This is a genomic window from Nonomuraea monospora (genome assembly GCF_039531895.1).
In the GTDB taxonomy this organism is placed as follows: domain Bacteria; phylum Actinomycetota; class Actinomycetes; order Streptosporangiales; family Streptosporangiaceae; genus Nonomuraea; species Nonomuraea monospora.
On the sequence record NZ_BAAAQX010000006.1, the window covers coordinates 422,210 to 445,863 of the forward strand.

15 protein-coding genes are annotated in these 23,654 nt (G+C 73.1%); 5 read left to right on the forward strand and 10 right to left on the reverse strand.

Features of this window, described 5'->3' with window-relative positions:
- Positions 1–149: 149 nt before the first annotated feature.
- The 6 genes from ABD331_RS15295 to mobA form a co-directional block, all read right to left on the reverse strand.
- Positions 150–2,069 (reverse strand): molybdopterin biosynthesis protein, encoded by a 1,920-nt coding sequence (locus tag ABD331_RS15295; RefSeq protein WP_344474991.1) that lies wholly within the window; start codon positions 2,067–2,069, stop codon positions 150–152.
- A gap of 33 nt (positions 2,070–2,102) precedes the next feature.
- Positions 2,103–3,323, reverse strand: coding sequence for a molybdopterin molybdotransferase MoeA (locus tag ABD331_RS15300; RefSeq protein ID WP_344474993.1), 1,221 nt, complete (start codon positions 3,321–3,323; stop codon positions 2,103–2,105).
- Complete coding sequence (locus tag ABD331_RS15305; protein ID WP_344474995.1) at positions 3,320–5,065, reverse strand: NAD(P)H-dependent oxidoreductase subunit E; 1,746 nt, start codon at positions 5,063–5,065, stop codon at positions 3,320–3,322. Before ABD331_RS15305 ends, ABD331_RS15300 begins: the two co-directional genes overlap by 4 nt.
- Positions 5,062–7,995, reverse strand: a complete 2,934-nt coding sequence (fdhF, locus tag ABD331_RS15310; protein WP_344474997.1) for a formate dehydrogenase subunit alpha — start codon at positions 7,993–7,995, stop codon at positions 5,062–5,064. The genes ABD331_RS15305 and fdhF overlap by 4 nt, the downstream gene beginning before the upstream one ends.
- A 94-nt stretch (positions 7,996–8,089) precedes the next feature.
- The gene (locus ABD331_RS15315; RefSeq protein ID WP_344474999.1) at positions 8,090–9,892 is read right to left on the reverse strand and encodes an aldehyde ferredoxin oxidoreductase family protein; all 1,803 of its coding nucleotides are present in this window, start codon (positions 9,890–9,892) and stop codon (positions 8,090–8,092) included.
- A gap of 530 nt (positions 9,893–10,422) precedes the next feature.
- On the reverse strand, positions 10,423–11,268 hold the full coding sequence (gene mobA, locus ABD331_RS15320; RefSeq protein WP_344475001.1) for a molybdenum cofactor guanylyltransferase: 846 nt from the start codon (positions 11,266–11,268) through the stop codon (positions 10,423–10,425).
- Between the two features lie 100 nt (positions 11,269–11,368).
- Between mobA and ABD331_RS15325 the strand changes: the two genes are divergently transcribed.
- Positions 11,369–12,556, forward strand: coding sequence for a sulfite oxidase (locus ABD331_RS15325; RefSeq protein WP_344475003.1), 1,188 nt, complete (start codon positions 11,369–11,371; stop codon positions 12,554–12,556).
- A 96-nt stretch (positions 12,557–12,652) separates the two neighbouring features.
- Positions 12,653–13,900 (forward strand): cytochrome P450, encoded by a 1,248-nt coding sequence (locus ABD331_RS15330; RefSeq protein WP_344475005.1) that lies wholly within the window; start codon positions 12,653–12,655, stop codon positions 13,898–13,900.
- Between the two features lie 28 nt (positions 13,901–13,928).
- On the opposite strand, the gene ABD331_RS15335 is transcribed toward ABD331_RS15330, so the two are convergent.
- From ABD331_RS15335 to ABD331_RS15350, 4 genes are read right to left on the reverse strand one after another with little or no spacing between them, the layout of a single operon-like run.
- The gene (locus ABD331_RS15335) at positions 13,929–15,026 is read right to left on the reverse strand and encodes an SAM-dependent methyltransferase (protein WP_344475007.1); all 1,098 of its coding nucleotides are present in this window, start codon (positions 15,024–15,026) and stop codon (positions 13,929–13,931) included.
- Complete coding sequence (locus ABD331_RS15340; RefSeq protein WP_344475009.1) at positions 15,023–17,287, reverse strand: lantibiotic dehydratase; 2,265 nt, start codon at positions 17,285–17,287, stop codon at positions 15,023–15,025. The genes ABD331_RS15335 and ABD331_RS15340 overlap by 4 nt, the downstream gene beginning before the upstream one ends.
- Position 17,288: 1 nt before the next feature.
- On the reverse strand, positions 17,289–18,482 hold the full coding sequence (locus ABD331_RS15345) for a condensation domain-containing protein (protein ID WP_344475012.1): 1,194 nt from the start codon (positions 18,480–18,482) through the stop codon (positions 17,289–17,291).
- The gene (locus ABD331_RS15350; RefSeq protein ID WP_344475014.1) at positions 18,482–18,766 is read right to left on the reverse strand and encodes an acyl carrier protein; all 285 of its coding nucleotides are present in this window, start codon (positions 18,764–18,766) and stop codon (positions 18,482–18,484) included. The genes ABD331_RS15345 and ABD331_RS15350 overlap by 1 nt, the downstream gene beginning before the upstream one ends.
- 276 nt (positions 18,767–19,042) lie before the next feature.
- Here ABD331_RS15350 and vioD point away from each other — a divergent pair, with 276 nt between their 5' ends.
- From vioD to ABD331_RS15365, 3 genes are all read left to right on the forward strand, one after another.
- Complete coding sequence (gene vioD, locus ABD331_RS15355; protein WP_344475016.1) at positions 19,043–20,155, forward strand: capreomycidine synthase; 1,113 nt, start codon at positions 19,043–19,045, stop codon at positions 20,153–20,155.
- 138 nt (positions 20,156–20,293) lie between these two features.
- On the forward strand, positions 20,294–21,307 hold the full coding sequence (gntD, locus tag ABD331_RS15360; RefSeq protein ID WP_344475018.1) for a guanitoxin biosynthesis L-enduracididine beta-hydroxylase GntD: 1,014 nt from the start codon (positions 20,294–20,296) through the stop codon (positions 21,305–21,307).
- Positions 21,300–23,654, forward strand: a 2,355-nt coding sequence (locus tag ABD331_RS15365; protein ID WP_344475020.1) for a non-ribosomal peptide synthetase, incomplete at its 3' end; no start/stop codon positions are given. The genes gntD and ABD331_RS15365, both read left to right, overlap by 8 nt.

Genomic DNA, 23,654 nt, shown 5'->3' on the forward strand with positions numbered 1-23,654 from the left:
TACTCCTTGTGTCGGACGTCCATCGGAGTTTGGCCTGCGGGGTGTCACGGGACGGGTGCGGTAGGTAGGCGGAAATTTGATCCCTTCTCTTAAGAGGACGGTGTTAAGTCCGGTTCGGGTTCCATCGCGAGCTTTTTAGCAGGACTTCTTCAGCGGATGCGGCACCCTGTCTCGGCGCACGAGTACCCGCCCAGCGCCTCCACACTCGCGCGGAAGTCCTGCCGTGCAAGGAGTTCCCACAGCGGGGCCAGCAGTTCCTCGGCCGGCGTCCCGGTGCGCAGCACCAGGTCGTACGGCTCCTGCGCGACCGGCACGAAGCCGAGCCCGAAGGCGCGGGCCGCGGCGAGGATGCCCAGGCCGGCGTCCGCGCGTCCGGCCGCGACGGCGGCGGCCACGGCGAGGTGGGTGTGCTCCTCGCGGGAGTAGCCGGGCACCTCGCCGGGGTCGAGGCTGTGGCGGGCCAGCTCGTGGTCCAGCAGCGCCCGCGTGCCCGCGCCGCGCTGCCGGTTGACGTAGCGCAGGTCGGGCCGGGTCAGGTCCTTGATCCCGGTGAGGCCGAGCGGGTTGCCGGGGGCGACGATCAGCCCCTGGTCGCGGTGGACCAGCCGGATGACGGCGACGTCGGCGTCCGAGCCCATCAACCGGTCCACGTAGGGCAGCGTGTAGTCGCCGGTGGCCGGGTCGAGCAGGTGGGAGCCGGCCAGGTGGCACAGGCCGTCGCGCAGCGCCACGAGGCCGCCGAGCGAGCCGACGTTCGACGAGGCCAGGGTGATCAGCGGGTCGGCGGCGCGCAGGGCGGAGGCGGCCAGGTCGAGCACCATGTCGTGGGAGCCGATGGCGACGATGGTCCGGCCGATCTCGGACAGTCCGCGCAGCAGCTCGACGCGGACCTGCTCCCCCGCGTGGTGCCCCTCCACCCCGGAGGGGACGACGAGCAGGCCGTCTGCGCGGACGAGCGAGGTGAGCACGCCGGCGCCGCGCGGCAGCGGGGTGGCGACGAGCCGGTCACGCACCCGGCCCAGCCGCACGCGCACCCAGTCGTCCATGCCGATCGCCGACGGCAGCTTCCTGGCCAGGTGCGCGGTGGCCGACGGGCGTTCGCGCGGCGCGGCGCCCTCCAGCTCGGCCAGCATCGGGGCGGCGAAGATGTCGAACGTGAGCGCCGCCGACACCGGGTAGCCGGGCACGCCGATCACGGGCGTCCGCCCGGCCGCGCCGAGCACGACGGGATGGCCGGGCCGCACGGCCACGCCGTGGACCGCGACGACGCCGGCGGCGGCGACCACGCGGGCGGTGTAGTCGTCGCGGCCCGCGCTGGAGCCGGCGATGAGCAGCACCAGGTCGGCCTCGCGGGCGGCCTCGCGCAGCGCGGCGGCCAGCGCGGCGGGGTCGTCGGGGACGATCGGGGTCACGGCGGCCTCGCAGCCCGCCTCCCGCGCCTGCGCGGCCAGCATCATCGAGTTCGTGTCGAGGATGTCGCCGGGGGCCAGCTCGGTGCCGACCGGGCGGATCTCGTCGCCGGTCGGCACGATCACCACGCGCGGCGCGCGCCGGACGCCGAGTTCGACGGCTCCCGCCGCGGCGCAGGCGGCGACGTCCACGGGGCGCAGCCGGTGGCCCTCCGGGAGCAGCAGCTCGCCCGCGCTGATGTCCTCGCCGATGGAGCGGACGTGCTGGTACGGCGGGACGGCCGCGCGCAGCTCCGCCTCGCCCGCAGGGGTGCGGTGCACGTGCTCGCGCATGACGACGGCGTCGTAGCCCTCGGGCAGCGGGTCGCCGGTGTCCACCACGGCGAAGTCGCCCGCGGCCAGCAGCACCGGGCTGGTCTCGGCCGCGCCCACGGTGTCGGCGGCGCGCACGGCGATGCCGTCCATGGCGGCGGAGTCGAAGGCGGGCGAGGAGCGCACCGCCCAGACCGGCTCGGCCGTCACCCGGCCCACGGCGGCGGCGACGGGCACCCGGATCGGGGCGAGGCGGGCGGGGCAGCCCGCCGCGGCGCGTGCCTCGCGCCAGGCGGCGAGCGCCTGCGCCGCGGGGACGTCGGAGACGAAGGGACTTTCCGCGCTCATGCTTTCCGACTCGTCACTACAGGATGACCTTGTTCATCGGTACAGGATGACCTCTATCTCGGTGTCCGCGTCCAGCCCGGTGGCCGGTTCCGGCACGATCACGTAGCCGTCGGCGCGGGTCAGCACCGACAGCAGCGCCGACGGGCCGAAGATCGGCTCGGCGACGCCGTCCCGTACGGTGACCTGGACCACGTCGAGGCGGCCGGCCGCCGAGGCCAGGTCGCGCGACAGCCGGGCGCGGGTGCTCGGCTGCGGCGGCGGGCTCTCGCAGCCGGCGAGCCGCCACAGCAGCGGCACGCCGACCTGCCCGAACACGACGAGCGCGGACAGCGGGTTGCCGGGCAGCCCGATGAGCGGGATGCCGGAGCACTCGGCCAGCAGCGTGGGTTTGCCGGGTTTGATGGCGATCCCGTGGCACCAGACGTCGCCGACGGCGGCCACCGCGCCGGCCGTCTCGTCCCTGGTGCCGACCGACGAGCCCGCCGACACGACGACCAGGTCGGCGCCGGGCAGGACGGCGGCCAGCCGGTCCTTGAGCGCGCCGGGCTCGTCGGGGACGATGCCGGCGAGCTCGGGTTCGCCGCCCGCGTCGGCGACCAGCCCGGCCAGGGCGGAGGCGGTGGCGTCGCGCACCTGCCCGGCGGCGAGCCGCCCGGTCTCCGGCGGCACCACCTCGTCGCCGGTGGAGATGATCGCCACCCGGGGGCGGCGGTGCACGGTCAGCTCGGTGACGCCCGCGGCGGCGAGGAAGCCGAGGTCGGGGGCGCGCAACGGCCGGCCGCCCGGCGCCAGCACGCCGCCGGGCGCCACGTCCTCGTCGGCGCGGACGACGCCGCCGCCGGGCGCGACGGGCCTGGTCACCTCGATCGTGCCCGGCATGGTCTCGGCGGTGTACTCCACCATGACGACCGCGTCGGCCCCGTCGGGCAGCACGCCGCCGGTCGGCATGGCGACGCAGCCGCCGGGCCGGACCGCGACGGTGGGCTCGGCGCCCATGCGGACGGCGCCGAGCAGGTCGAGGTAGGACGGCAGCCCGTCGGACGCGCCGTAGGTGTCCATCGCGCGGATCGCGTAGCCGTCCACGGTGGAGCGGGCGAAACCGGGCAGCGCGCCGGGGGCCGTGAGGTCGGCGACGGGCACCCGGCGCAGCGCCCGCGACAGCGGGACGCGTTCTGCGGGCGTGCGGTGGGCGGGCCGGAATCCCGCGCGGACCTCGGCGAGGGTGCGGGCCGTGAAGAACTCTCTGCCGCTCAACGGTCCGGCTGCTCCTCGGAGCCCTCCGGCCGGGGCTGCGGGCGGGCCGCCGCGGCCCCCTTGTTCAGCCCCAGCACGGACACGACGGGGCCCAGCGCCACCTGCCCGAGCCCGCAGATCGACGTCTTGCGCATGGTCTCCTCCAACTGCAGGATCCGGTCGCGCCGCGCCTCGTCGAGCGCCCCTGCCCCGGAGTCGAGCACGCCGCGCAGCACCTCGTGCGCCTTGGTGGAGCCGACGCGGCAGGGCACGCACTTGCCGCACGACTCGTTGCGGAAGAAGCGCAGCACGTTGGTGGCGGCGGCCAGCAGGTCGGTGCCCTCGGCGAGCACCACGAGCGCGCCTGAGCCGAGCATGGTCCCGGCCTCGGCGAGGGTGCCGAAGTCGAGCGGCAGGTCGAGCCGGTCGGGGCCGATGAAGTTGGAGGAGGCGCCGCCCGGCTGCACGGCGCCGACGCGGGCGCCGCCGAGCACGCCGCCCGCCAGGTCGATCAGGGCGCGCACCGTGGTGCCCATCGGCACGCAGTAGACGCCGGGGCTCTCGACGTGCCCGGACACGGCGAAGAACTTCCAGCCGGTGCTGTCGCCCTCGCCCTGCTCGGCCCACCAGTCGGCGCCGCGCTGGAGGATCACCGGCACGTCGGCGAAGGTCTCCACCGAGTTGATCAGCGTGGGGCGGCCGTGCAGGCCGTAGTTGCCGGGGAAGGGCGGCTTGTTGCGCGGCTCGCCGCGGTGCCCTTCCATGCACTCCAGCAGCGCGGTCTCCTCGCCCAGGATGTAGCCGCCTGGCGAGACGAAGAGGTCGAGGTCGAGGCGGCGCCCGCTGCCGCAGGCGTTCGCGCCGATGACGCCGGCCTCGCGCAGCGCCTCGATCTCGGCGCGCAGCACGCGCTCCTCAGGGCCGTACTCGTGCCGGATGAAGATCCAGCCCTGCTCGGCGCCGACCACGGCCATGCCGAGCAGCAGGCCCTCGATCACCAGGTGCGGCTGGTCGGTGAGGATCTGCCGGTCCTTGAACGTGCCCGGCTCGGACTCGTCGGCGTTGCAGATCGCGTACTTGACGCCGCCCGGCTCGGTGGCGGCGACCAGGCCCCACTTCCTGCCCGTGGGGAACCCGGCGCCGCCCATGCCGCGCAGCCCGGAGGCCTCCAGCGTGGCCACCACGCTCTCGGCGCTCATCCGGCCGGCCAGCAGCGCGCGCAGGCTCGCGTACCGGCCGGAGAGGGTGGAGTTCGCCGGGTACGGGTCGTTCGGCCAGGGCTCGGCGCGGCCTGTCACCGTCGCCTCGGCCAGCTCGTCCTGGCGGGCGGCGGTCACGAGCGCGTCGAGACCCGCGACGGGCGCCGGGTGCTCGTTGACGGCCAGCGCGGGGGCGCTGTCGCAGCGGCCCAGGCAGGACACCTCGGTCAGCTCGATCTCGGTGTCGTCGCCGTAGCGGGCGCGCACCTCGGCGATGCGGTCGTCGCCCGAGCGCAGCCAGCACGACAGGTCGTGGCACACGCTGACGCTCACCTTGGCGGGCGGGCTGGTGCGGAAGTGCGGGTAGAACGAGATGAGCCCCTCGATCTCGTACAGCGGCCGGCGCATGGTGCGCGACAGCTCCTCCAGCTCCTCGCGCGGCAGCCAGCCCAGCCGCGCCTGGATGGCGTTGAGCGCCGGGATCAGCGACGGGCCGGGGAACTTGCCCGCTCGCGCCTCGACGCCCGGCAGGCGGTGGCGTCCCACCTCGGAACTCAGGGTCATTCGGACACCCTCCACGCAGGCTCGGCGCTCAGCGCCTCGACCTGGATCGCGCAGAACTTGAACTCGGGGATCTTGCCGTAGGGGTCGATCTCGTCGATCGTCAGCAGGTTCGCCGCCGCCTCCCTGAAGTGGAACGGGATGAAGCAGTTGCCGAGCTGCTCGCGGTGGGAGACGCGGACCTGCAGCTCGATGGCGCCGCGGCGGGAGCGTACGCGGGCCGTCTGGCCGTGTGCCAGGCCGCGGTCGGCGGCGTCCTTGGGGTGCATGTAGACCTCGGCGACCGGCGAGATCGTGTCCAGCGCGAACGAGCGCCGCGTCATCGACCCGGTGTGCCAGTGTTCGAGCAGCCGGCCGGTGTTGAGCACCAGCGGGTACTCCGCGTCCGGCAGCTCCTTGGCCGGCAGCCACTGCGCGGGGACGAGGTGGGCCAGGCCGTCGTCGGTGTTGAACCGCTCGTCGAACAGGACCACGGTGCCGTCGGAGTGCTCGGGGTCGGCGTTGGGGTAGAGCTTGCCGGTGCGGCCGAGGTTGTCGTGGCGCAGGTTCGCGTACGACGGCATGAGCGCCACCATCTCGTCGAACACCTCGCTGGACGAGGCGTACGACCAGTCGAGCCCGATCCGCCGGGCGAGGTCCTGGATGATCTCCCAGTCGACGCGGGCCTGGCCCGGCGGGTCCATCACCTTGCGGCCGAGCTGCACGCGCCGGTCGGTGTTGGTGTAGCTGCCGTCCTTCTCCAGGTAGGAGGAGGCGGGCAGGATGACGTCGGCGAACTCCGCGGTCTCGGTGAGGAAGATGTCCTGCACGACCAGGAAGTCGAGCTGCGACAGCGCCTTGCGCACCTTGTTGATGTTGGGGTCGGACAGGAAGGGGTTCTCGCCCAGCATGTACATGCCGCGCACGCCGCCCGGCTTCAGCACCGACCCGATGATCTCGGTGACGGTGAGGCCCCGCTCGGGGTCGAGTTCGACGCCCCACGCCTGCTCGAAGCGGCGGCGGGTGCCCTCCCTGTCGACGCCCTGGTAGTCGGGGTAGAACATGGGGATCAGGCCCGCGTCGGAGGCGCCCTGCACGTTGTTCTGCCCGCGCAGCGGGTGCAGGCCCGTGCCCGGCCTGCCCACGTTGCCGGTGATCGAGCAGAGCGCGATCAGGCAGCGGGCGTTGTCGGTGCCGGTGGTGTGCTGGGAGATGCCCATCCCCCAGTAGATGACGCCGGCCTTGGCCTCGCCCCAGACCCGGGCGACCTCGCGGATCAGGCCGGCGTCCACGCCGGTGATCTGGGCGGAGCGCTCGGGCGGGTAGTCGGCGACCGTGCGGACCAGCTCCTCGAAGCCGGAGACCCGCTCCCTGACGAAGTCCATGTCGACCAGGCCGAGCCTGATCACCTCGTGCATGACCGCGTTGTAGAACGCCACGTCGGTGCCGGGCTTGACCTGGCAGTAGTAGTCGGCGTGCTCGGCCACGGTGCTGGCGCGCGGATCGACGTAGACGATCTTCGTGCCGCGGCGGCGGGCCTGCTTGAAGAAGGAGCTGGCCACGGGGTGGTTCGCCGTCGGGTTCGAGCCGGTGATGATCACGACTTCGGCGTTGGCGACGTCGCCGTACGTGGTCGAGACCGCGCCCGAGCCGACGCCCTCGAACAGCGCCGCCACCGACGAGGCGTGGCACAGGCGGGTGCAGTGATCGACGTTGTTGGTGCCGAACCCGGCCCTGATCAGCTTCTGGAAGAGGTACGCCTCCTCGTTGGAGCACTTCGCGGAGCCGAACCCGGCGATGGCGCCAGGACCCAGCTCCGCGTGGATCTCCTTGAGCCGCCGGGCGACCAGGTCGAGCGCCTCCTCCCAGGTGGCCTCGCGGAAGTGCGGCAGCACCTCGTCGTAGTCGACGAGGCCGCCGGGCTTGCGCTTGCGGTCCTTGCCGTTCCTGCTCAGCTTGGCGCTGCGATCGCCGCCCGCGCCCGCGCGCCCCCTGTCGTTGTACGCGTCGCCGCGCACGTCCGCCGACAGCGGGCCCTTGGGGTAGGACGACTCCTTCCTGATCAGCGGCATCGTGAGGCGCTGCGGCGAGGCCGCGTAGTCCCAGCCGTAACGCCCCTTGACGCACAATCTGCTCTTGGAGCCCGGCTGGTCGCGGCCCTCGGCGAAGGCGATCGCGCCGCGCGACCGGTCGACGTAGTAGGTGAGGGCGCAGCCGACGCCGCAGTACGGGCAGACGGTGTCGACCGCGTCGAGCTCCTGGCGGGGCCGGATGGGGATGTCGTTGATGGGCTTGTTCGTCAGGGCTCCGGTGGGGCAGGCCTGCACGCACTCGCCGCAGGTCACGCAGGAGCTGGCGCCCATCGGGTCGTTCAGGTCGAAGGCGATCCTGGTGGAGTAGCCCTTGCCGGAGCGGCCGATGACGTCGTTGCCCTGGATGTCGTCGCAGGCGCGCACGCAGCGGTCGCACAGGATGCACGCGTCGTGGTCCACGGCGATGACCGGGTTGGAGACGTCCACGCCCCGGCCGGAGCCGCACGGCAGGCCGGTCGTCTCCTTGGCCACGTCGAAGCGGTCGGCGAGGTCGAGGAGCAGGTTGTCGCCGGTGGTGGTCTGCTTCGGGTCCTCGGCCCTGGCCGGCTGGTCGGACAGCAGCAGCTCGGTCAGCGTGGCCCGGTTGCGCTCCAGCTCCGGGGTGCTGGTCCTGACCTGCATGCCGTCCTCGCAGGGGCGCACGCAGGCGGCGGCGAAGGCCCGGCCGCCCGTGTCGACCACGCACATGCGGCACACCCCGACGGGGTCGTAGCGCTCGTTGTGGCACAACACCGGGATGTCGATGTCCACTTGTCTCGCGGCGTCGTAGATGCTGGTGCCTTCCGGCACGGTGACGGGACGGCCGTCTATCTCGACGGTCACGGTGTGCACGGCGGTCACCGGCTCCTCGAGCGTCGTCATCTCAACCCCAATTTGGCATACAGAATACGGCATACACCATGCCAGCAATCTACCCCCGCAGGTGCCGGGTCTTCTACCCCTCGGCACACGATCTTCACCCTTCGAGCAGAAGATCGGGAAGGTCCGCGGGCGCGACGCGCCCCTCGGCGTCCAGGCCGCGCGCGGCGTAGTAACCGGCGACCATCGAGCGCAGGCGGCCCGCGTCCAGCGTCGCGCGGCGGCCCGAGCCCAGCTCCAGCGGCGTCTCCAGCATCCGGGCGGGCAGCGTGTCGTCGGCTGCCGTGGCGCCCTCGCGCAGGTTGAACGCGCGTTTGGCCCGCACGATCCGCCGGGCGGTGTCGCGCAGCTCGGCGGCGTCCAGCTCCCAGCCCGTGACCAGCGCCAGCAGCCTCGCCCACTCCGTGAACGGGTCGTCGAAGACGCCGCGCAGGAACTTGCACAGGATCATCGAGTCCATCACGGCGGCGCGGTCCTCGGTGCCGACCGCGGCGGCGACGTGCGCCGCGCCGCCCGACAGGCGGTCCAGCTCGCCCGACAGGTCGGCCTCGTAGGCGCCGGACCTGTTGTGGTCGGCGCCCCTGGCGTTCACCGCGAGCCCCAGCGCCATCGCCTGAAGGCTGCGCGGCTCGTACCCGGGCAGCTCCAGCCCCTTGACCTGCGGCGCGAAGTCGATCGACGAACGCCCCACCACCCCCGCCGCCCGCCGCGAGCCCTGCGCGAGCAGCTCGCCCAGGCCCGGCGACCGCTCCCCGATCGCGTCGAGCGCGCGCAGCAGCGCCGCGCCGTCGCCGAAACGCAGCCACGGCTCGTCGAGCAGGCCGCGCTCCACGCACTCCATCGCCCACGCGATCGTGCCGCCCGCCGAGATCGTGTCGAGGCCCAGCTCGTCGCAGCGGGCGCTGGCCGCGAACACCTCGTCGGGGTCGGACACGCCGCACAGCGGGCCGAGCGCGAAGACGTTCTCGTACTCCATGCGCTGCTTGCCGCCGCCCTTGCGGGAGTAGATGTGCTCGCAGCCGATCGAGCACGACGCGCAACTGTTGCGCGCCACCCCGCGCAGCTCGTGCAGCTCCTCGGCGGCCAGGCGGGGCGCGCCCTCGAACGTCGCCGCGGTGAAGTTGCGGGTGGGCAGGGTGCTGACCGCGTTGAACGCCAGCAGGTTCGCCAGCGTGCCCAGCTCGCGGTACTTCGCCGTGGCCGGGCCGAAGCTGCGCCCGCGCAGGTCGCGGGCCGCGGCCAGCACCCCCGCCTGGTCCGCCACCGACACCTTGGTCGCCGCCCTGACCAGCACCGCCTTCAAATTCTTCGCGCCCAGCACCGCGCCAAGCCCGCCCCTGCCCGCGTGCCGGCCGTCATGGCTGATCGTCGCGAACCTCACCTGACGCTCCCCCGCCGGGCCGATCGCCGCCGTCCGCCAGGTCCGCCCGAACCGCTCCCGCGCCGCCCGCTCCGCCTCCGCCGCGCTCAGCCCGGCCAGCTCAGGAGCCGGTACGAGGCGCGCACCCTCGCCGTCGATCAGCAGCACCGACAGCTCGTCCGCCCTGCCTGTGATCACGATCGCGTCGTGGCCGGTCAGCTTGCCGGCGATGGCGAACTGGCTGGAGGCCAGGGCGTCGGTCAGCAGGCCCGTCAGCGGCGACTTGGCCACCACCGCGAACTTGGCGCTGGTCGTCAGGGGGGTGCCCACCAGGGAGGAGAAGACGAAGGCCAGCGGCGCCTCCGGGGCCAGGGGGTCTGCGCCGGGGGGTGCCAGGCGGTGCAGCAGCCAGGTGCCCAGGCCTACGCCGCCGAGGTAGGCGCGCAGGACGCGGTCGGTCAGGTCGTAGGGGGTGGTGGTCGCACGGTTGCCGGCGACGTCGATGAGCAACGCTTGTCCGAAGAAACCGCCAGGCGCCATGTCCCGACTCTACGACGCGCCACGACCGCCAACGGACGCCCGCACGCCCGGCGCACCCTCGCGCCGAGACGCCACCCATCGCAACACGCCCTCACACGAGACGCACCCATCGCGGCACGCCCTCACACGAGACGCACCCTCGCAGGGGACGCGCACCCGGCCCGGCGCACCCTCTCGCGGGGCGCACGTCATGCGGGGGCCTGGGCGAGGGCGCATCGCGGCGCGGAGGCGCGGGGCCTACGCCAGGGCGCGTCCCGACGCAAGGGCGAGGGCGCGGGGCCTGCGCGAGGGCGCGTCGCGGCGCGGAGGCGCGGGCGCGTCTCGGCGCGGAGGCGCGGGCGCGTCTCGGCGCGAGGACGCGGGCCGACCGCGAGGACACGGGGCCTACGCGAGGGCGCGCGGCCTGCACGAAGGCGCGCGGCCTGCACGAGGGCGCGCGGCCTGCACGAGGGCGCGTCTCGGCGCGAGGACGCGGGGCCTGCGGGAGGGCGCCGGGCCTGCGCGAGGGGCCGCTCAGCCTGGGGGCGGGCTCAGCCGCCCGCGTCCGCCGACAGGAAGGAGACGGTGTCGCCGGTCACCACGGGCAGGGCCGCCTCGCGGGTGACCTGGTCGCCGTTGAGTGCCGCCACCACGTGCCGGTCGAGGGTCAGCCCCACGGCGGCGGCCACGGCGCCCAGGGTGGCGGCGCGTACGGCGTGCGGCCGGTGCCCGCCGTTCCTGGCGAGCGCCCCGAACCGCTCCACCGTGACCTCGGGCGGCTCCCGGTCCCTGGCCGCCGCGTAGTCCTCCGGCGAGTTGACGTTCACCACGGACTCCAGCGCCGGATCGACCCGGGCGAGCCGCTGGTCGGCCAGCAGTTCCGCGTCGCCGAGCTGGGCCACCTCGCAGTGCTTGAACAGCATGCCCGGACGGAGATCCCCCTCGGCCAGCAGGTCGGCGACCAGCCCCGCCAGGGAGGTGCGGTAGCCGGCGGCGAGGGGCTGCCGGAACCCTCTGGCCACGGGGAGCGCGACGTCCGTGCCCGGGGTCAGGGCGTCCAGGACCCGCCGGACGAAGGCGGGGTGCAGGAACGGCATGTCCGTGGAGCACACGAAGGCGGTGTCGGCGCGCCCGGCGACCGCCGCGAGCCCGACGGCGAGGCCCTGCATGGGGCCGAGCCCTTCGACGGGGTCTTCTGCGACGGTGACCCCGTCGGGCAGCGGCGGCAGCTCCTGCCCTGGTGCGGCGACCACGACGACGGGGCCGTCCACCGTCCTGGCCAGCACGGCGGCGGCCCGGTAGAGCAGGGTCGATCCGTGCCATTCCAGCCACGCCTTCGGCCGCCCCATCCGGGTGGAGCGCCCGCCCGCAAGCACCACGCCCGCAGCAGTCTGCATGCTCGCATGCTAGGCCACGCCGTGGATCGCTCGCGTCTCTTGACTCCCTCAGTTTTCCTTGTCTACTGGTAGGAAAACGCGACATGAGGGTGGTGGTCAGATGCGCGAGGATCTGCCTGACAGGCGCACGTTGCTGCGGACGATCCCGGCGGTGGGCGGCCTCGCCCTGCTGGGCGGCCCTCTCACAGGGAGGGCCGCTGCCACGACGACGGCCGCGCCGATCGTCAAGCCGCTGCCGCCGGAGCTGTTCATCGCGCACGGCACGAACGCCGAGACCCGCTGGGAGGCGCTGCGCGACGTCGGCTTCCGCGTCCCGAACGACCGCTTCTTCGTGCGCAACCACACCGCCACCCCGCTGATCGACGCGACGACCTGGCGGTTGCGGGTGCACGGCTCGGGCGTACGGCGTCCGCAAGAGCTCAGCTACGCCCAGCTCAGGTCGATGCCGTCGGTGACCCTGGACGCCGCGATCGAGTGCGCGGGCAACGGCCGCTCGTTCTTCGGCACCCAGCAGGGCCAGGCGGCGTCGGGCACCCCGTGGCGGCTCGGCGGGATCGGGGTGGCGCGGTGGCGGGGCGTGCCGCTCTCGGCGGTGCTGCGCAGGGCGGGTCTGTCGGGCGACGCGGTGAGCGTCATGCCGTCGGGGCTGGACGCGAGCTTCGTCAGCGGCGGCGAGGACCTGGGCCGGGTACGCCGTCCGCTGCCGATCGCCAAGGCCCTGGACGACGTGCTGCTGGCCTACGAGATGAACGGCGAGCCACTGCCGCCCGACCACGGCTACCCCGTCCGCGTGGTGGTGCCGTCGTGGATCGGGATCGCCTCGATCAAGTGGGTGGGCGACATCGAGGTGTCGGCCGAGCCGCTCTCCTCGCCGTGGGACACCCGCTTCTACCGCCTGTTCGGCCCCGGCTACCCCGAGGGCGGCAGCGCGCCGCTGACCCGGCAGGTCACCAAGAGCGCCTTCGAGCTGGCCTGGGAGGCCTCCGTGCCGTCCGGCTCGCCGTACACGCTGCACGGCAGGTCGTGGTCGGGCCGCGGCCGGATCACCCGGGTGGAGGTGAGCACGGACGGCGGCGCGCGCTGGCGGCCCGCCAAACTGCTGGACGGCGGGGGCGGCCCGGCCTGGACGCGCTGGCGGGCGGCCTGGCCCGACCCGCTGCCCGGCGGTCACCGGCTGCTGGCCCGCGCCACCGACGAGACCGGGGCGGCGCAGCCCGCCACCACGCCGTTCAACGACCTCGGCTACCTGTTCGACGCGGTCGTCGTACATCCCGTCACCGTCGTCTAGTCCTCGCTTGAGAATCGGTTGCGTATCTTATCCCGGTGATCTACGGTGTCCAGCGTTAGATACGGGTACGTACCCTAATCGAGAACAGGACCCCTGATGACCGACAGCGGCGTGGCTGAGAAGTCTTCGAGCGTGAGCACCGCGGGGATGCGGCGCATCCTGCCCGCGGAGATGGTGGAGCGGGGGGCCGACCCGTTCGGCCCGCCGCCCGGCCTGCGCGGGGAGGGGCCGGTCCGGCCGGTGGACCTGCTGAACGGCGCGCGGGCGTGGCTGGTGACGGGCTTCGACGAGGCCCGCGCGGTGCTGTCGGACGCGCGGTTCAGCGCCGACAAGATGCGCCACCGCGACGCCACCTCGCTCCGGCCGCCCGCGGAGCCGCCGCAGGGTGAGCGCGAGGACGGGGTGTTCGTCTTCATGGACCCGCCGGAGCACACCCGGTTGCGGCGGGTGCTGACGGGCCAGTTCACGGTGCGGCGGATGCGGCAGCTCGAGTCGCGGGTGCGGGAGATCGCGGTCGAGCACATCGAGGCGATGCGCGCGGCGGGCACGACGGCCGACCTGGTGCCGGCGTTCGCGCTGCCGCTCCCGTCGCTGGTCATCTGCGAGCTGCTGGGCGTCGACTACGCCGACCGCGCGGAGTTCCAGGAGCGTACGGTGGTCGGGCTGAGCGCGACCTCGACCCCGCAGGAGCAGCTCGCGGCGCGCGGCGAGCTGTACGCGTTCATGCGGCGGCTGGTGTCGGCCAAGCGCTCGAACCCGGCCGACGACCTCCTGTCGGGCCTCGTCCACGACGCCGATCCGCCCCTGACGGACGCGCAGCTCACCGACATGGCCCTGCTCCTGCTCACCGCGGGCCACGAGACCACGGCCAACATGCTGGGCCTGAGCACGTTCGCACTGCTGCAGCACCCGGAGCAGCTCGCGGCGCTGCGCGCCGACCCCGGCCTGATCGACAACGCGGTGGAGGAGCTGCTGCGCTTCCTGTCGATCATCCAGCTCGGGGTCAGCCGGGTCGCCACCGAGCCGGTGACGCTGGGCGGCGTGGACCTGCCTGCCGGCGCCACCGTCGTCATCGCCACGCCCGAGGTCAACAGGGACCCGCGGCACTGGCCCGACCCCGACGCGCTCGACCTGGGCCGCGCGCGCACCCCGCACCTGGCCTTCGGGCACGGGGTGCACCAGTGCCTGGGCCAGCAGCTCGCCAGGATCGAGCTGCGGATCGGGCTCGGCGAGCTGCTCGCCCGCCTCCCGGGCCTGCGCCTGGCCGTGCCGGCCGAGCAGGTGCCGGTGCGCGACGAGATGGTCATCTTCGGCGTGCACTCCCTGCCCGTCACCTGGTCATGAGACCTCGCTGCAGCGACGAACCGTACGCTCAGCCGATGAGGAGATGGCGGTGAAGAGCGTTCGTTCCCAGGTCAGGGCCATGGTGGGTGGAGACGGATGAGCCTTCGACCGTCCCGGCCGACGTCGTCAGAGAGGCGTTGACGAGGTAGTCGGGATGCACGCCGTCGTCGCTGGTGCGGCGTTCGAAGGTGACGTCCAGAACGTCCCCCGCCCGCGCCTCCACAGGCGTGTCGTAGAGCGGCAGGTAAGCGGGGGTCCAGCTCGTCCTGTCGTGGAGGGAGTCGATGGGACGCGTGCCGTCGCCGGCGTCCAGCACGATCCAGAGCAGGAGCCCGTCCACGGCGCCGTCCCGTTCGATGGTCAGCCGCTGGTCCGTCTTCTCGTCGAGCGGCTGCGAGCCGTCGAAGCGCAGCGTCTCCACCGCCGCCGTGGACGACAGCACGCTCGCCGGGTCGGGGTTGCTGACCGTGAGCCGCACGTCGAAGGGCCGTCCGCACAGGTCGAAGACCTTTTGCAGGTACGGCAGCGCGTCGCGGGAGAAGCCGAGGCCGTCGGCGAACATGTCACGCAGGCAGACCGCGCCCGCGATCGTCCGGCACGCCGCCGGGATCACGACCGCGCCCGGCGCCAGCAGGCGGGCGTGCGCGTCGGAGACGGCGGCGAGCATGCCCTCCGCGCTGGCGATCGACCCGACCAGCTCGGCGACGCACACCTCCGCCCGTTCCGGCAGGTGCAGGCCGAACGACGTGCCGTGCACCAGCTCGATCCTGTCGCGCTGCGGCGCCTGCGCGAGCCGTTTGGCGGCCATGGCGTGGCTGCGCTCGATCGCCTCGACGGCGTGCACCGCCCTGGCGCCGTGGCGGGCGGCTTCGAGCGCCCAGTTGAGGTCCTGGCCGGTGCCGATGTCGAGCACCGTGCGCCCGCCCGCCACCTGGCGCAGGGCGGCGCGGAAGGCGTCGTTGCGCAGGACGTCGTGGGTCATGGAGTAGTACAGGAAGGGGTCGTAGAGCGGGTACTCGCCCACGGACGGCCACAGGTCGGGGCGGATGCCGCGCCCAGGGTCCGTGTCCACCGCGATGGAGACCTCGCGTCCGCCGCGAGCGTAGGCGACCCGGTCGATGCTCATCTCGGCCTCCCTGCGCCGGGTTCGGATGCTTCGTCCACGGCGACCAGCCTCAGCTCCGCCGTGTACCGGCCGCCCGCCGCGTCGGCGAGCCAGCACTCGCCCAGGCCGGGCAGCATCTCGCTGAGTGTCAGGTCCGCGTCGGGGCTCTCCCCGGCGCAGCATCTGACGCACTGGGCCAGCAGGCTGACCAGGACGGTGCTGCCGAAGTCCACGAAGATCGGCTTGTCCTCCGTCTCGACCCGGTAGAACGCCCGCTCGGGCAGCCGGTGCGCCGCCCGCCAGCGGCGCGCCTCGACGAAGCGGGCGGCCGGGTCCTTGCGGAACGCCCACGCGAGCCCGGCGACCGGGAACGCCCACCGCTCCCGCGAGATCACCAGCCGGTCGACGGTGACCCTGGGGCGATGCCCGCCGCCCGCGACCGGGGCGAACGCGTTCGTGGCGATGCCGGACAGGTACTCACCCATCACCTCCAGCAGCGGGAACTCCCGCCCGTCGCGCCCCGCCCTGACGACCGCCGTCCCGTCCCGCTCGTGAACGTGCAGGTCGGCGGCGGGCAGCAGGCCGCCGTCCGGGGTCAGCGCCGGATCGCCGTACATGGTCCAGAACGTGTCGAGCGGGGACGTCAGCGCCGGCGGGTACGTCCGCGAGTTCGCCCAGGCGGACTCCTTCGACGGGACGGCGATCACCCGCCGCGTGCCGTGGTCGCGCTCCGAGGCGCGGCGCAGCCACCCGGGGTCCGCCTGCTGCTCCACGAACGGGCGGGCGGAGAGCGTGTTGATGCCGACGTGCAGCTCCCCCAGCACCAGCAGGTAGCGTCCGTCGTTGATCGCCGCGGCGCTCTCGGCGGCGATCATCAGGTCGGGGGCGTGGTGGACGGCCGCCGCCCAGCGGGGCGCGCTCCTCGGGAACTCCGCCGCGACCCGGTCACGGATCCGCGCGGCGTCCAGGTGGTGTCGGGACGCGCCGGGCGGGATCCGCAGCACGCGGGCCCAGCGGCGCTGGAACTCCTCGATCAGCGGGGCGGTCAGCCTGGGCAGCTCGCGGTGGGAGAAGACGATGTCCGGGGTGGCCATCCCGACCAGGTCCGCCAGGGGGATCGCCTGCTCGCCCGTTCTGCGCCTGGCCTTGGCGAGGAGGGTGCGGAAGTGGTCGTGGTAGCGGTCGCCGAGCTGGGCGGCCAGCCAGCGGGCGCTGTCGAGCAGCAGGCCCAGTGGGGCGGCGAGCTGGTCGAGGAGGGGGCGTCCCAGGGTGAGGCGGACGTCTCTGACGGTGTCCTCGTAGGCGAGGGATCTGCCCGCGTAGGACTGGCCCGGCCGCCGTGCCGGCTCCTGTTGGGTGATGCGTTCGAAGGTGCGGTCGAGGTGGGTGGTGGCGGCGTGCACCGCGTCGGCGTCGCCGGACGCGGCGGCGAGGCGGTCGCGGGCGTCGGTGAGCTGCCGGAGCCGGGTGATGGCCGGGTCGCGTACGTGCGGGTCGGCGATGCGGCCCAGCTTGGCGAGCAGGGTTCGCTCGGGGTGGGCCTCGATGGGGCCGCGCAGGTCGGGCTGGAGGATGCCGCGGTCGCGCAGCTTCTCCACCACCGCTTCCGCGCCTCCATCGGGGGCGATCTCCCGCACCGGCCGGTCGCCGTCGCACTGGTCGAGTACGCGCCTTTCGTCCGGCGACAGCCGCAGGATCGAGCCGTCGGGCCGCCGGACGCCTTCCGCCGTGATCACGTTCTGCGGCGACGGGCGGGGGCGCAGCCACGGGAGCAGGCCGGGGTCGCGGGCGAGCGCGTCGGCCACGGCGTCGATCGCCCAGCTCTCGAAGTACACCGTCCGCCGCGCCAGCAGCCCTCGCCCCGGGACGAGGCGCAGCGCGTCAGGCCCGTCCTCCCACGTCGCCCAGCCGCAGGGGCCGAAGAAGCCGATCGAGTCGTTCTTGGTGGTGTAACGCTGCAGGTAGCGGGCCACCTTCAGCTCCCGTTTGCGCCACTTGGCGGCGAGCGCGGCGGGCCCGGCGGCCAACGGGTCCACGGCGTGCCGCAGGACCTGCGGGTTCTGCCAGGCGACGGCCTCGCGGAAGCGGGGGTCGCGGCAGCAGCGGGCCAGCGCCTGGGAGGCGCGTTCCGCGGCTGCCGGGTAGGCGCCGGTGTCGGCGGGCGGGTGCGGGTCGGTGAGGAGCAGGATGTCGGTGGCGCGGAAGCCCGCCGATCGCAGGGCGCTGAGCTTCCAGAGGTGCCAGCCGGTGCTGCCCAGGGGGATGAGGTGGCCGGGCGGCATGTCAGACCTCCTCCAGGCATCGGGCCAGGTCGTCGCCCAGCCCTTCCACCGCTCGGGGCCAGGCCGAGGGGCGCCACTGCACCTCGTACTCCAGGGTGCGGTCGTGGAAGAACCTGATGCCGAGGTCGGCCTTGGGCCGGGGGTACGGTCTCAGCAGCTCGGCGGTGACGCGCGGGTCGCCTGTCGGGAGGCGGGCGGGGGTTCGGCGGTAGGAGACGAGCACGCGGTCGAGCGTCACCTTCGTGAGCTGGGCGAGGTCGAGGAAGGGGAAAGCGCGGTGCCGCAGGTCGGCGGTCCAGCGGGCGGAGTTCAGACGCAGCAGGGCGAGCAGCTCGGCGGGTTCGGCGCGTCCGGCAGGTCCGGCGCGTCCGGCTGGTTCGGCGGTCAGGGGGATCTGGTTGAGGAAGCAGCCTGACGGCTCGCCGGTGGGCGGGCGGAGTGACGTGGCCGCCGCGATGACATGCTGTTCGGGGTCGAGGGCGTGCACGCAGCGGTGGACGGCGGCGGCGAGCAGGTGGAACACGCGGGTGCCCAGCTCGGCGGCGCGTGCCTCCAGGCGGCCGACGGACGGCTCGTGCAGGACGTATCGCCTGGTGACGCCGTCCTCGCTGCTGAGTGGGCGAGGGGCGGGGCCGGTCATCGTGGCGACGCGTTCCCGCCAGTAGGGCAGGTGGTCGGTGCGGGCGTGCTCCTCGGCGGCGCGGACGGCGGCGGTGAGGGACAGGTAGCCGTCGATCGGGCGGGGCGCGGGCTCCTGCGTCATGCAGGCGGCGAACCGGTGGGCGAGGTCGATCTGGGCGGCGCCGTCCAGGATGGCGTGATGGACGGTGATCCCGACCAAGATCCGGTCCGGCGAGACGGACGCCACCGCGAACCTGGCCAGCGCTCCGCCGTCCGTCTCGAACAAACGCGCCGCCTCCGCATCCAACCAGGCCGCGGAGTGGCTCTGGACGCGGAGCTCCAGTGGCTCGGGGCAGAGCCACTGCACCACCTCGCCCGTCCACTCGTCGAGCCCGAGCCGCAGGCGCAGCTCGGGTACGGCGCGGGCGAGCCGTCGGCAGGCCCGCCGGACGTCCTCCACCGAGACGTCACCGGAGACGGTGAGAACGGTGGACACGTTGAAGGCGGAGGTCCCGCCGACCTTCTGGTCGGCGTACCAGATGCCCGCCTGGCCCAGCGTGGTGGCGTCCAGCATCAGCGGGGTCTCGCGGGTGCGCGGGAGAGCTCGTGCAGGCGCCCGGCGAGCTCGTCCGGCGTCCGGTACGTGAACACGTCCTTGAGTTTGATCTTCATGCCGAACGTCCGGGCCACCCGGGCCACCAGCCGCCCGGCGAGCACCGAGTTCCCGCCGGCGTCGAAGAAATCCGTATCGGGCTCGACCATTTCATCGTTGGCCAGGACATCCATAAATGCGGCTATTACCAGACCCGTATCCGGCGGCGGGAAGCCGTGCCCGGCCCTGCCGCCGGCTGAATTCATGCCCAACGAACCCCCCTTTACCGTGAGTCACAGCCAGCCTATTCAGTCACAGAAACCGGGCATCCGACAGGCTGTAAGTCTCGTGTCGAGGTGAAACGCTGTCAAGACTTGTACGACTTTCTCCCTTGACATACGCTGGTCGCGCTCAGCCCGCGAGATAATGGCGTAGCCAAACGCAGCGGTGGCATATTGTCGGGGGACGCGCACGCTCGGTAATGGGCCTTTCCCCGGTGTCCGGCAAGAAGCTCGTCCTTTAATGCTGCAAGGGGAACTGCTTTGACGTCCGCGCCCGCATTACTCGAACAATGGTATCGGGACCACCTGTGCCCGGACGCTCTCGACATCAGCTCCAGCGGCGTCCCGCCGATCACGATGGCGGAGCTGCGCGCACTGACGGGGATCACCCCGGAGGCGCTCGACGCCGTGCGTTTCGAGGACTCCCACTCTCTTGGCTCGCCCCCGCTGCGGCAGGCCGTGGCCGACGCGTGGGCGGGCGGCGACGCGGCTCGCGTGCTGATCGGCCAGGGCTCCAACGAGGCCGTTTTCCTGCTGCTTCACACCCTGCTGGAGCCCGGCGACGACGTCGTGGCGATGAGCCCGATCTATCACGCGTACGGCTCGGCGCTGCGGTCGGCCGGCTGCCGGGTGCGGCACTGGGCGGTGCGGCCGGAGGACGGCGCGGACCTCGATCTGGACGAGCTGGAACGGCTCGTGCTCCCCGGTACGCGCGCCGTGCTCGTCAATCTGCCGCACAATCCGAGCGGCGTCACCGTCTCCCCCGCCGGGCAGGCGCGGATCGTCGAAATAGCGGCGGCCCGGGGCGCGTATCTGGTGTGGGACAACGCTTTCGCCGAGCTGGTGCACGACGGCGAGCCGCTCACGGACGTCGCGCAATTGTATGAGCGGGCGTTCTCCGTCGGCACGCTGTCGAAATGCTACGGCCTGCCCGGCCTGCGAATAGGCTGGTGTGTGGGGCCGCCGGCGGTTCTTGACCGCACGGTCGGGTTGCGTGACACCACGACGCTTTTCTGTTCCACGCTCACCGAATTCCTGGCGGCGCACGCCGTAAGGCACCGGAAGAAATTATCCGGTCATTTCGCGGAATTGGTCGGGAAAGGCCGGGATGTTTTTCTGCACTGGGCCCGGTCCAGCGATGCGGTCGAGTCGTTCACCCCGCCGATGGGCGGGGTCACCTCGCTGGTCAGGTTCCGGGGGACACCCGATGCGACGGAGCTGTGCGTGCGGCTCGCGCGGGCGGGGGTGCTCCTGGTGCCCGGCCGCGCGTTCGGCGCTCCGGCGTGGGCGCGGCTCGGGTACGCCGTGCCGGGTGACGAGCTCGGTCACGGGCTGGAGCTGGTGGACAGGGCCGCCGCGAGCGCGGGCCGCTGACGTCCGGCCTCGGCTGCCCGGCCACCAGGCCGGGTGACCGCCTCCCCCGCCGTGCCGCGCCGGGCACGCGCCGAACCCACCCCGCCGTGCCGCGCCGGGCACGCGCCGAACCCAACCCAACTCATCGAGGGCCACGCCGTGATCACATACGAGTTGACGCCGGAGGACATCGCCCGCGTCGAGGCCGTCGTCGCCTCGCTGACGGCACAGGACGAGCCCCGCCTCACCACCGAGTCGCTGCTGTCGGCGGCGCTGGCGGCGCACGAGCTGCCGCCGGGCCTGCGGCGGGCGCTGACGGACTTCCGGCTGCGCGAGCCGTCGGGCGCGCTCATGGTGCGTGGCTTCCGCATCGACGACGTGGCGCTCGGGCCGACGCCGCGCCACTGGCGGGATCTCGCGCCCGCCGCCGTCTCGCGGGAGGACGCCTACCTGCTGGTCGTCTCGTCCCTGATGGGCGAGGTGTTCGGCTGGGCCACCCAGCAGGACGGGCGGCTGCTGCACAACGTGCTGCCGATCGCCGAGCACGCGGACGAGCAGCTCGGCTCGGGCAGCCGCGAGCTGCTGTGGTGGCACACCGAGGACGCCTTCCACGCCCACCGCGCCGACTACGTCTCGCTGCTGTGCCTGCGCAACCCGGACAAGGTGGCGACGACGTACGTGAACGTCTCCGAGGTGCGGGTGCCGGCGGCGGACAAGCGGCTGCTGTTCGAGGAGGCGTTCACGATCCGGCCGGACAACTCGCACCTGCCGCAGCACAACGCCTCGGCCCCGCCGGACGACCGGACCGGCCTGGCGTTCGAGGCGATGGCCGGGATGCACGAGGAGCCGCCGCCGCTCGCCGTGCTGTTCGGCGACCCGGACGACCCGTATGCCCGGCTCGACCCGTACTTCATGGAGCCGCCCGCCGACCCCCGCCACGCCGCCGCGCTGGACCGCCTGCGCGCGGCCATCGAGGCCGCCGTCCGCGAGGTGATCCTGCAGCCGGGCGACTGCCTCATCCTCGACAACTACCGGTCGGTGCACGGGCGGGTGCCGTTCCGCGCCCGCTTCGACGGGACGGACCGGTGGCTCAAGCGGGTCTGCATCACCCGGAACCTGAGGTCGTCCCGCGCGCAGCGAAGGGGCGCCGAGAATCGGGTCGTCTATGGCTGAGCCGATGGCCGCGCACGCCGTCCGCCGCCCGGTGACGCACGCGCAGGAGCGCACGCTGATCTCGCACGGGCTGCTGCCCCGCGCGTACGAGCGGTTCAACGGCTACTACGCCTGGCGTTTCACCGCGCACTTGGACGTACGGGCGTTGCGCGGCGCGCTGGAGTGCCTGGCCGGGCGGCACGAGGCGTTGCGCACCCGTTTCGAGTGGGACGCGGCGGGTCCGGTGCAGGTGGTGGAGCCGGTGGCGCCGGTGGAGATCGAGACCGTCGATCTGCGCGACCGCGATCCGGCCCTGGCGGACGCCGTCCGGCAGGAGCGCGCCGAGCGGCCCTTCGACCTGTCCAGGGCGCCGCTGTTCCGGTGCACGCTGATCCTGCTGGACGGCGGGGCCAGCGTCCTCGTCCTGGTGGTGCACCACCTGGTGTGCGACGGCTGGTCGATCGAGGTGCTGTGCCGTGAGCTGCGCGAGGCCTACGAGGGCCGCGCGTCCGGCCTGCCGCCCGTGGGAATGCAGCCCGGCGAGTTCGCGGCCTGGCAGCGCGGGCTCGACCACGGCGACGGTCTCGCGTACTGGACGGAGCGGCTCGCCGGCGTGGCGCCGCTCGCGCTGCCCACGCCGTACACGAGGCCGCCCGCGCCCACCGGCAGGAGCGCCAAGACGCGGCGGCTGCTGTCCCCCGCCGTCCGGGCGGCGCTGCGGGACGTGGCCCGCGCGCATCACGCCAGCGTCTTCATGGTGGGTGCGGCGGCGCTGCACGTGGTGCTGGCCCGGTTCGCCAACACCACGGACACCACCATCGGCACGCCGGTCGCCAACCGCGCCCATCCCGGCAGCGACGCGACGGTCGGTTTTCTCGCCAACACGATCGTGCTGCGCGCCGACGTCTCCGCCGACCCGACTTTCGCCGGCCTGCTGCACCAGATCCGCGACGATCTCCTGGCCTCGCTGGACCATCAGGACACCCCCTACGAGCAGGTCGTCGCGGCCGTGAACCCGCCGCGCCATCCCCACCGCAACCCGCTGTTCGACGTGATCTTCACCGTCGATCGCGTGCCGGAGCTGATGGGCGGAACGCCGTTGTTGTTCGACCGCTCGCTGAGCCTCACCGACTACATGGTGAGCCTCGTCCAAGCGGGGGACGACCTGCATCTTCAGGTGGTGTTCGCGGAGGATCTGTTCTCGCGCGAGTGGGCCGAATCCTTCACCGACGCGCTGCTCACCCTGCTCTCGGCCGCCGTCGCCGCCCCGGACACCCGCGTCTCCCGCCTGCCGCTGTGCGCGCCCGCGCCCGAGGCCACCTTGCCGCCCGCACCGCGCACCACCGTGCTGGAACTGATCCAGCAGGTACCCCCGCACCTGACAGCGATCATCGACGGCACCCACCGCCTCACCTACGAAGAACTCGACCACCGCTCCACCGGCATCGCCCATACACTGCGGAAACAGGGTGCCGGACCGGGGCACATCGTGGCCGTCCGGCTCCCACGAGGCCACCACCTCATCACCACACTGCTGGCCATCTGGAAGACCGGCGCCGCCTACCTGCCCATCGACCCCGCCCTGCCCCCGGCCCGCCAAAAGACTCTGCTCACCATCGCCAAACCCACCCTCTTCATCACCGAACCTCCAGCGTCCAGTGCCGCCACTTCTCTGGCCGGGCCGCACCCGGACGACCTGGCCTACGTGCTGTTCACCTCCGGATCCACCGGCCAGCCCAAGGCCGTCGCCATCCCGCACAGCAACCTCACCGCAGCGGTGGACGCCTGGCGGCAGCTCTACCCGGTGCCTCCGGGGACGGCGCACACGCAACTGGCGAGCATCTCGTTCGACAACTCGATGGGGGAGATCGTCCGATCGCTCTGCCTGGCGGGGACGCTGCACGTGTGCGCCGCCGAGCAGGCCGCGAACCCGGACGCGCTGCTGGACTTCCTGCTGCGGGCGGGCCCGTGCGTCGTGGACATCACGCCGAGCATGATGCGGCTGCTGAGAACGGCGGAGCGGTTCGAGGCCGAGGCGGGCTCCCTGCGCATCGCGTGCCTGACACTCGGCGCGGAGAGCTGGACGACCAGCGAGGCGGCGGAGCTGCTGGCACTGCTGCCGCACACCCGCCTGCACAACGTCTACGGGGTCACCGAGGCGACCGTCGACAGCACGTTCCATCACGTCCGCGAGGTTCCGGCGGGTTCGCGGGTGCCGATCGGCAAGCCGCTCCCCCACACCGTCACCCACACCCTCGACCCCCACGGACAACCCCTCCCACCCGGCGCCATCGGCCAACTCCACCTCACCGGACACACCCTCGCCTGGGGCTACCTCCACCAACCCCAAACCACCGCCGACCACTTC

Bases quoted from the DNA above. Each gene is read 5' to 3' on its own strand.
- ABD331_RS15295 (WP_344474991.1), bottom strand. From the start codon at position 2,069: ATGAGCGCGGAAAGTCCCTTCGTCTCCGACGTCCCCGCGGCGCAGGCG.
- ABD331_RS15305 (WP_344474995.1), bottom strand. From the start codon at position 5,065: ATGACCCTGAGTTCCGAGGTGGGACGCCACCGCCTGCCGGGCGTCGAG.
- fdhF (WP_344474997.1), bottom strand. From the start codon at position 7,995: ATGACGACGCTCGAGGAGCCGGTGACCGCCGTGCACACCGTGACCGTC.
- ABD331_RS15315 (WP_344474999.1), bottom strand. From the start codon at position 9,892: ATGGCGCCTGGCGGTTTCTTCGGACAAGCGTTGCTCATCGACGTCGCC.
- mobA (WP_344475001.1), bottom strand. From the start codon at position 11,268: ATGCAGACTGCTGCGGGCGTGGTGCTTGCGGGCGGGCGCTCCACCCGG.
- ABD331_RS15325 (WP_344475003.1), top strand. From the start codon at position 11,369: ATGCGCGAGGATCTGCCTGACAGGCGCACGTTGCTGCGGACGATCCCG.
- ABD331_RS15330 (WP_344475005.1), top strand. From the start codon at position 12,653: ATGACCGACAGCGGCGTGGCTGAGAAGTCTTCGAGCGTGAGCACCGCG.
- ABD331_RS15335 (WP_344475007.1), bottom strand. From the start codon at position 15,026: ATGAGCATCGACCGGGTCGCCTACGCTCGCGGCGGACGCGAGGTCTCC.
- ABD331_RS15340 (WP_344475009.1), bottom strand. From the start codon at position 17,287: ATGCCGCCCGGCCACCTCATCCCCCTGGGCAGCACCGGCTGGCACCTC.
- ABD331_RS15345 (WP_344475012.1), bottom strand. From the start codon at position 18,482: ATGCTGGACGCCACCACGCTGGGCCAGGCGGGCATCTGGTACGCCGAC.
- ABD331_RS15350 (WP_344475014.1), bottom strand. From the start codon at position 18,766: ATGAATTCAGCCGGCGGCAGGGCCGGGCACGGCTTCCCGCCGCCGGAT.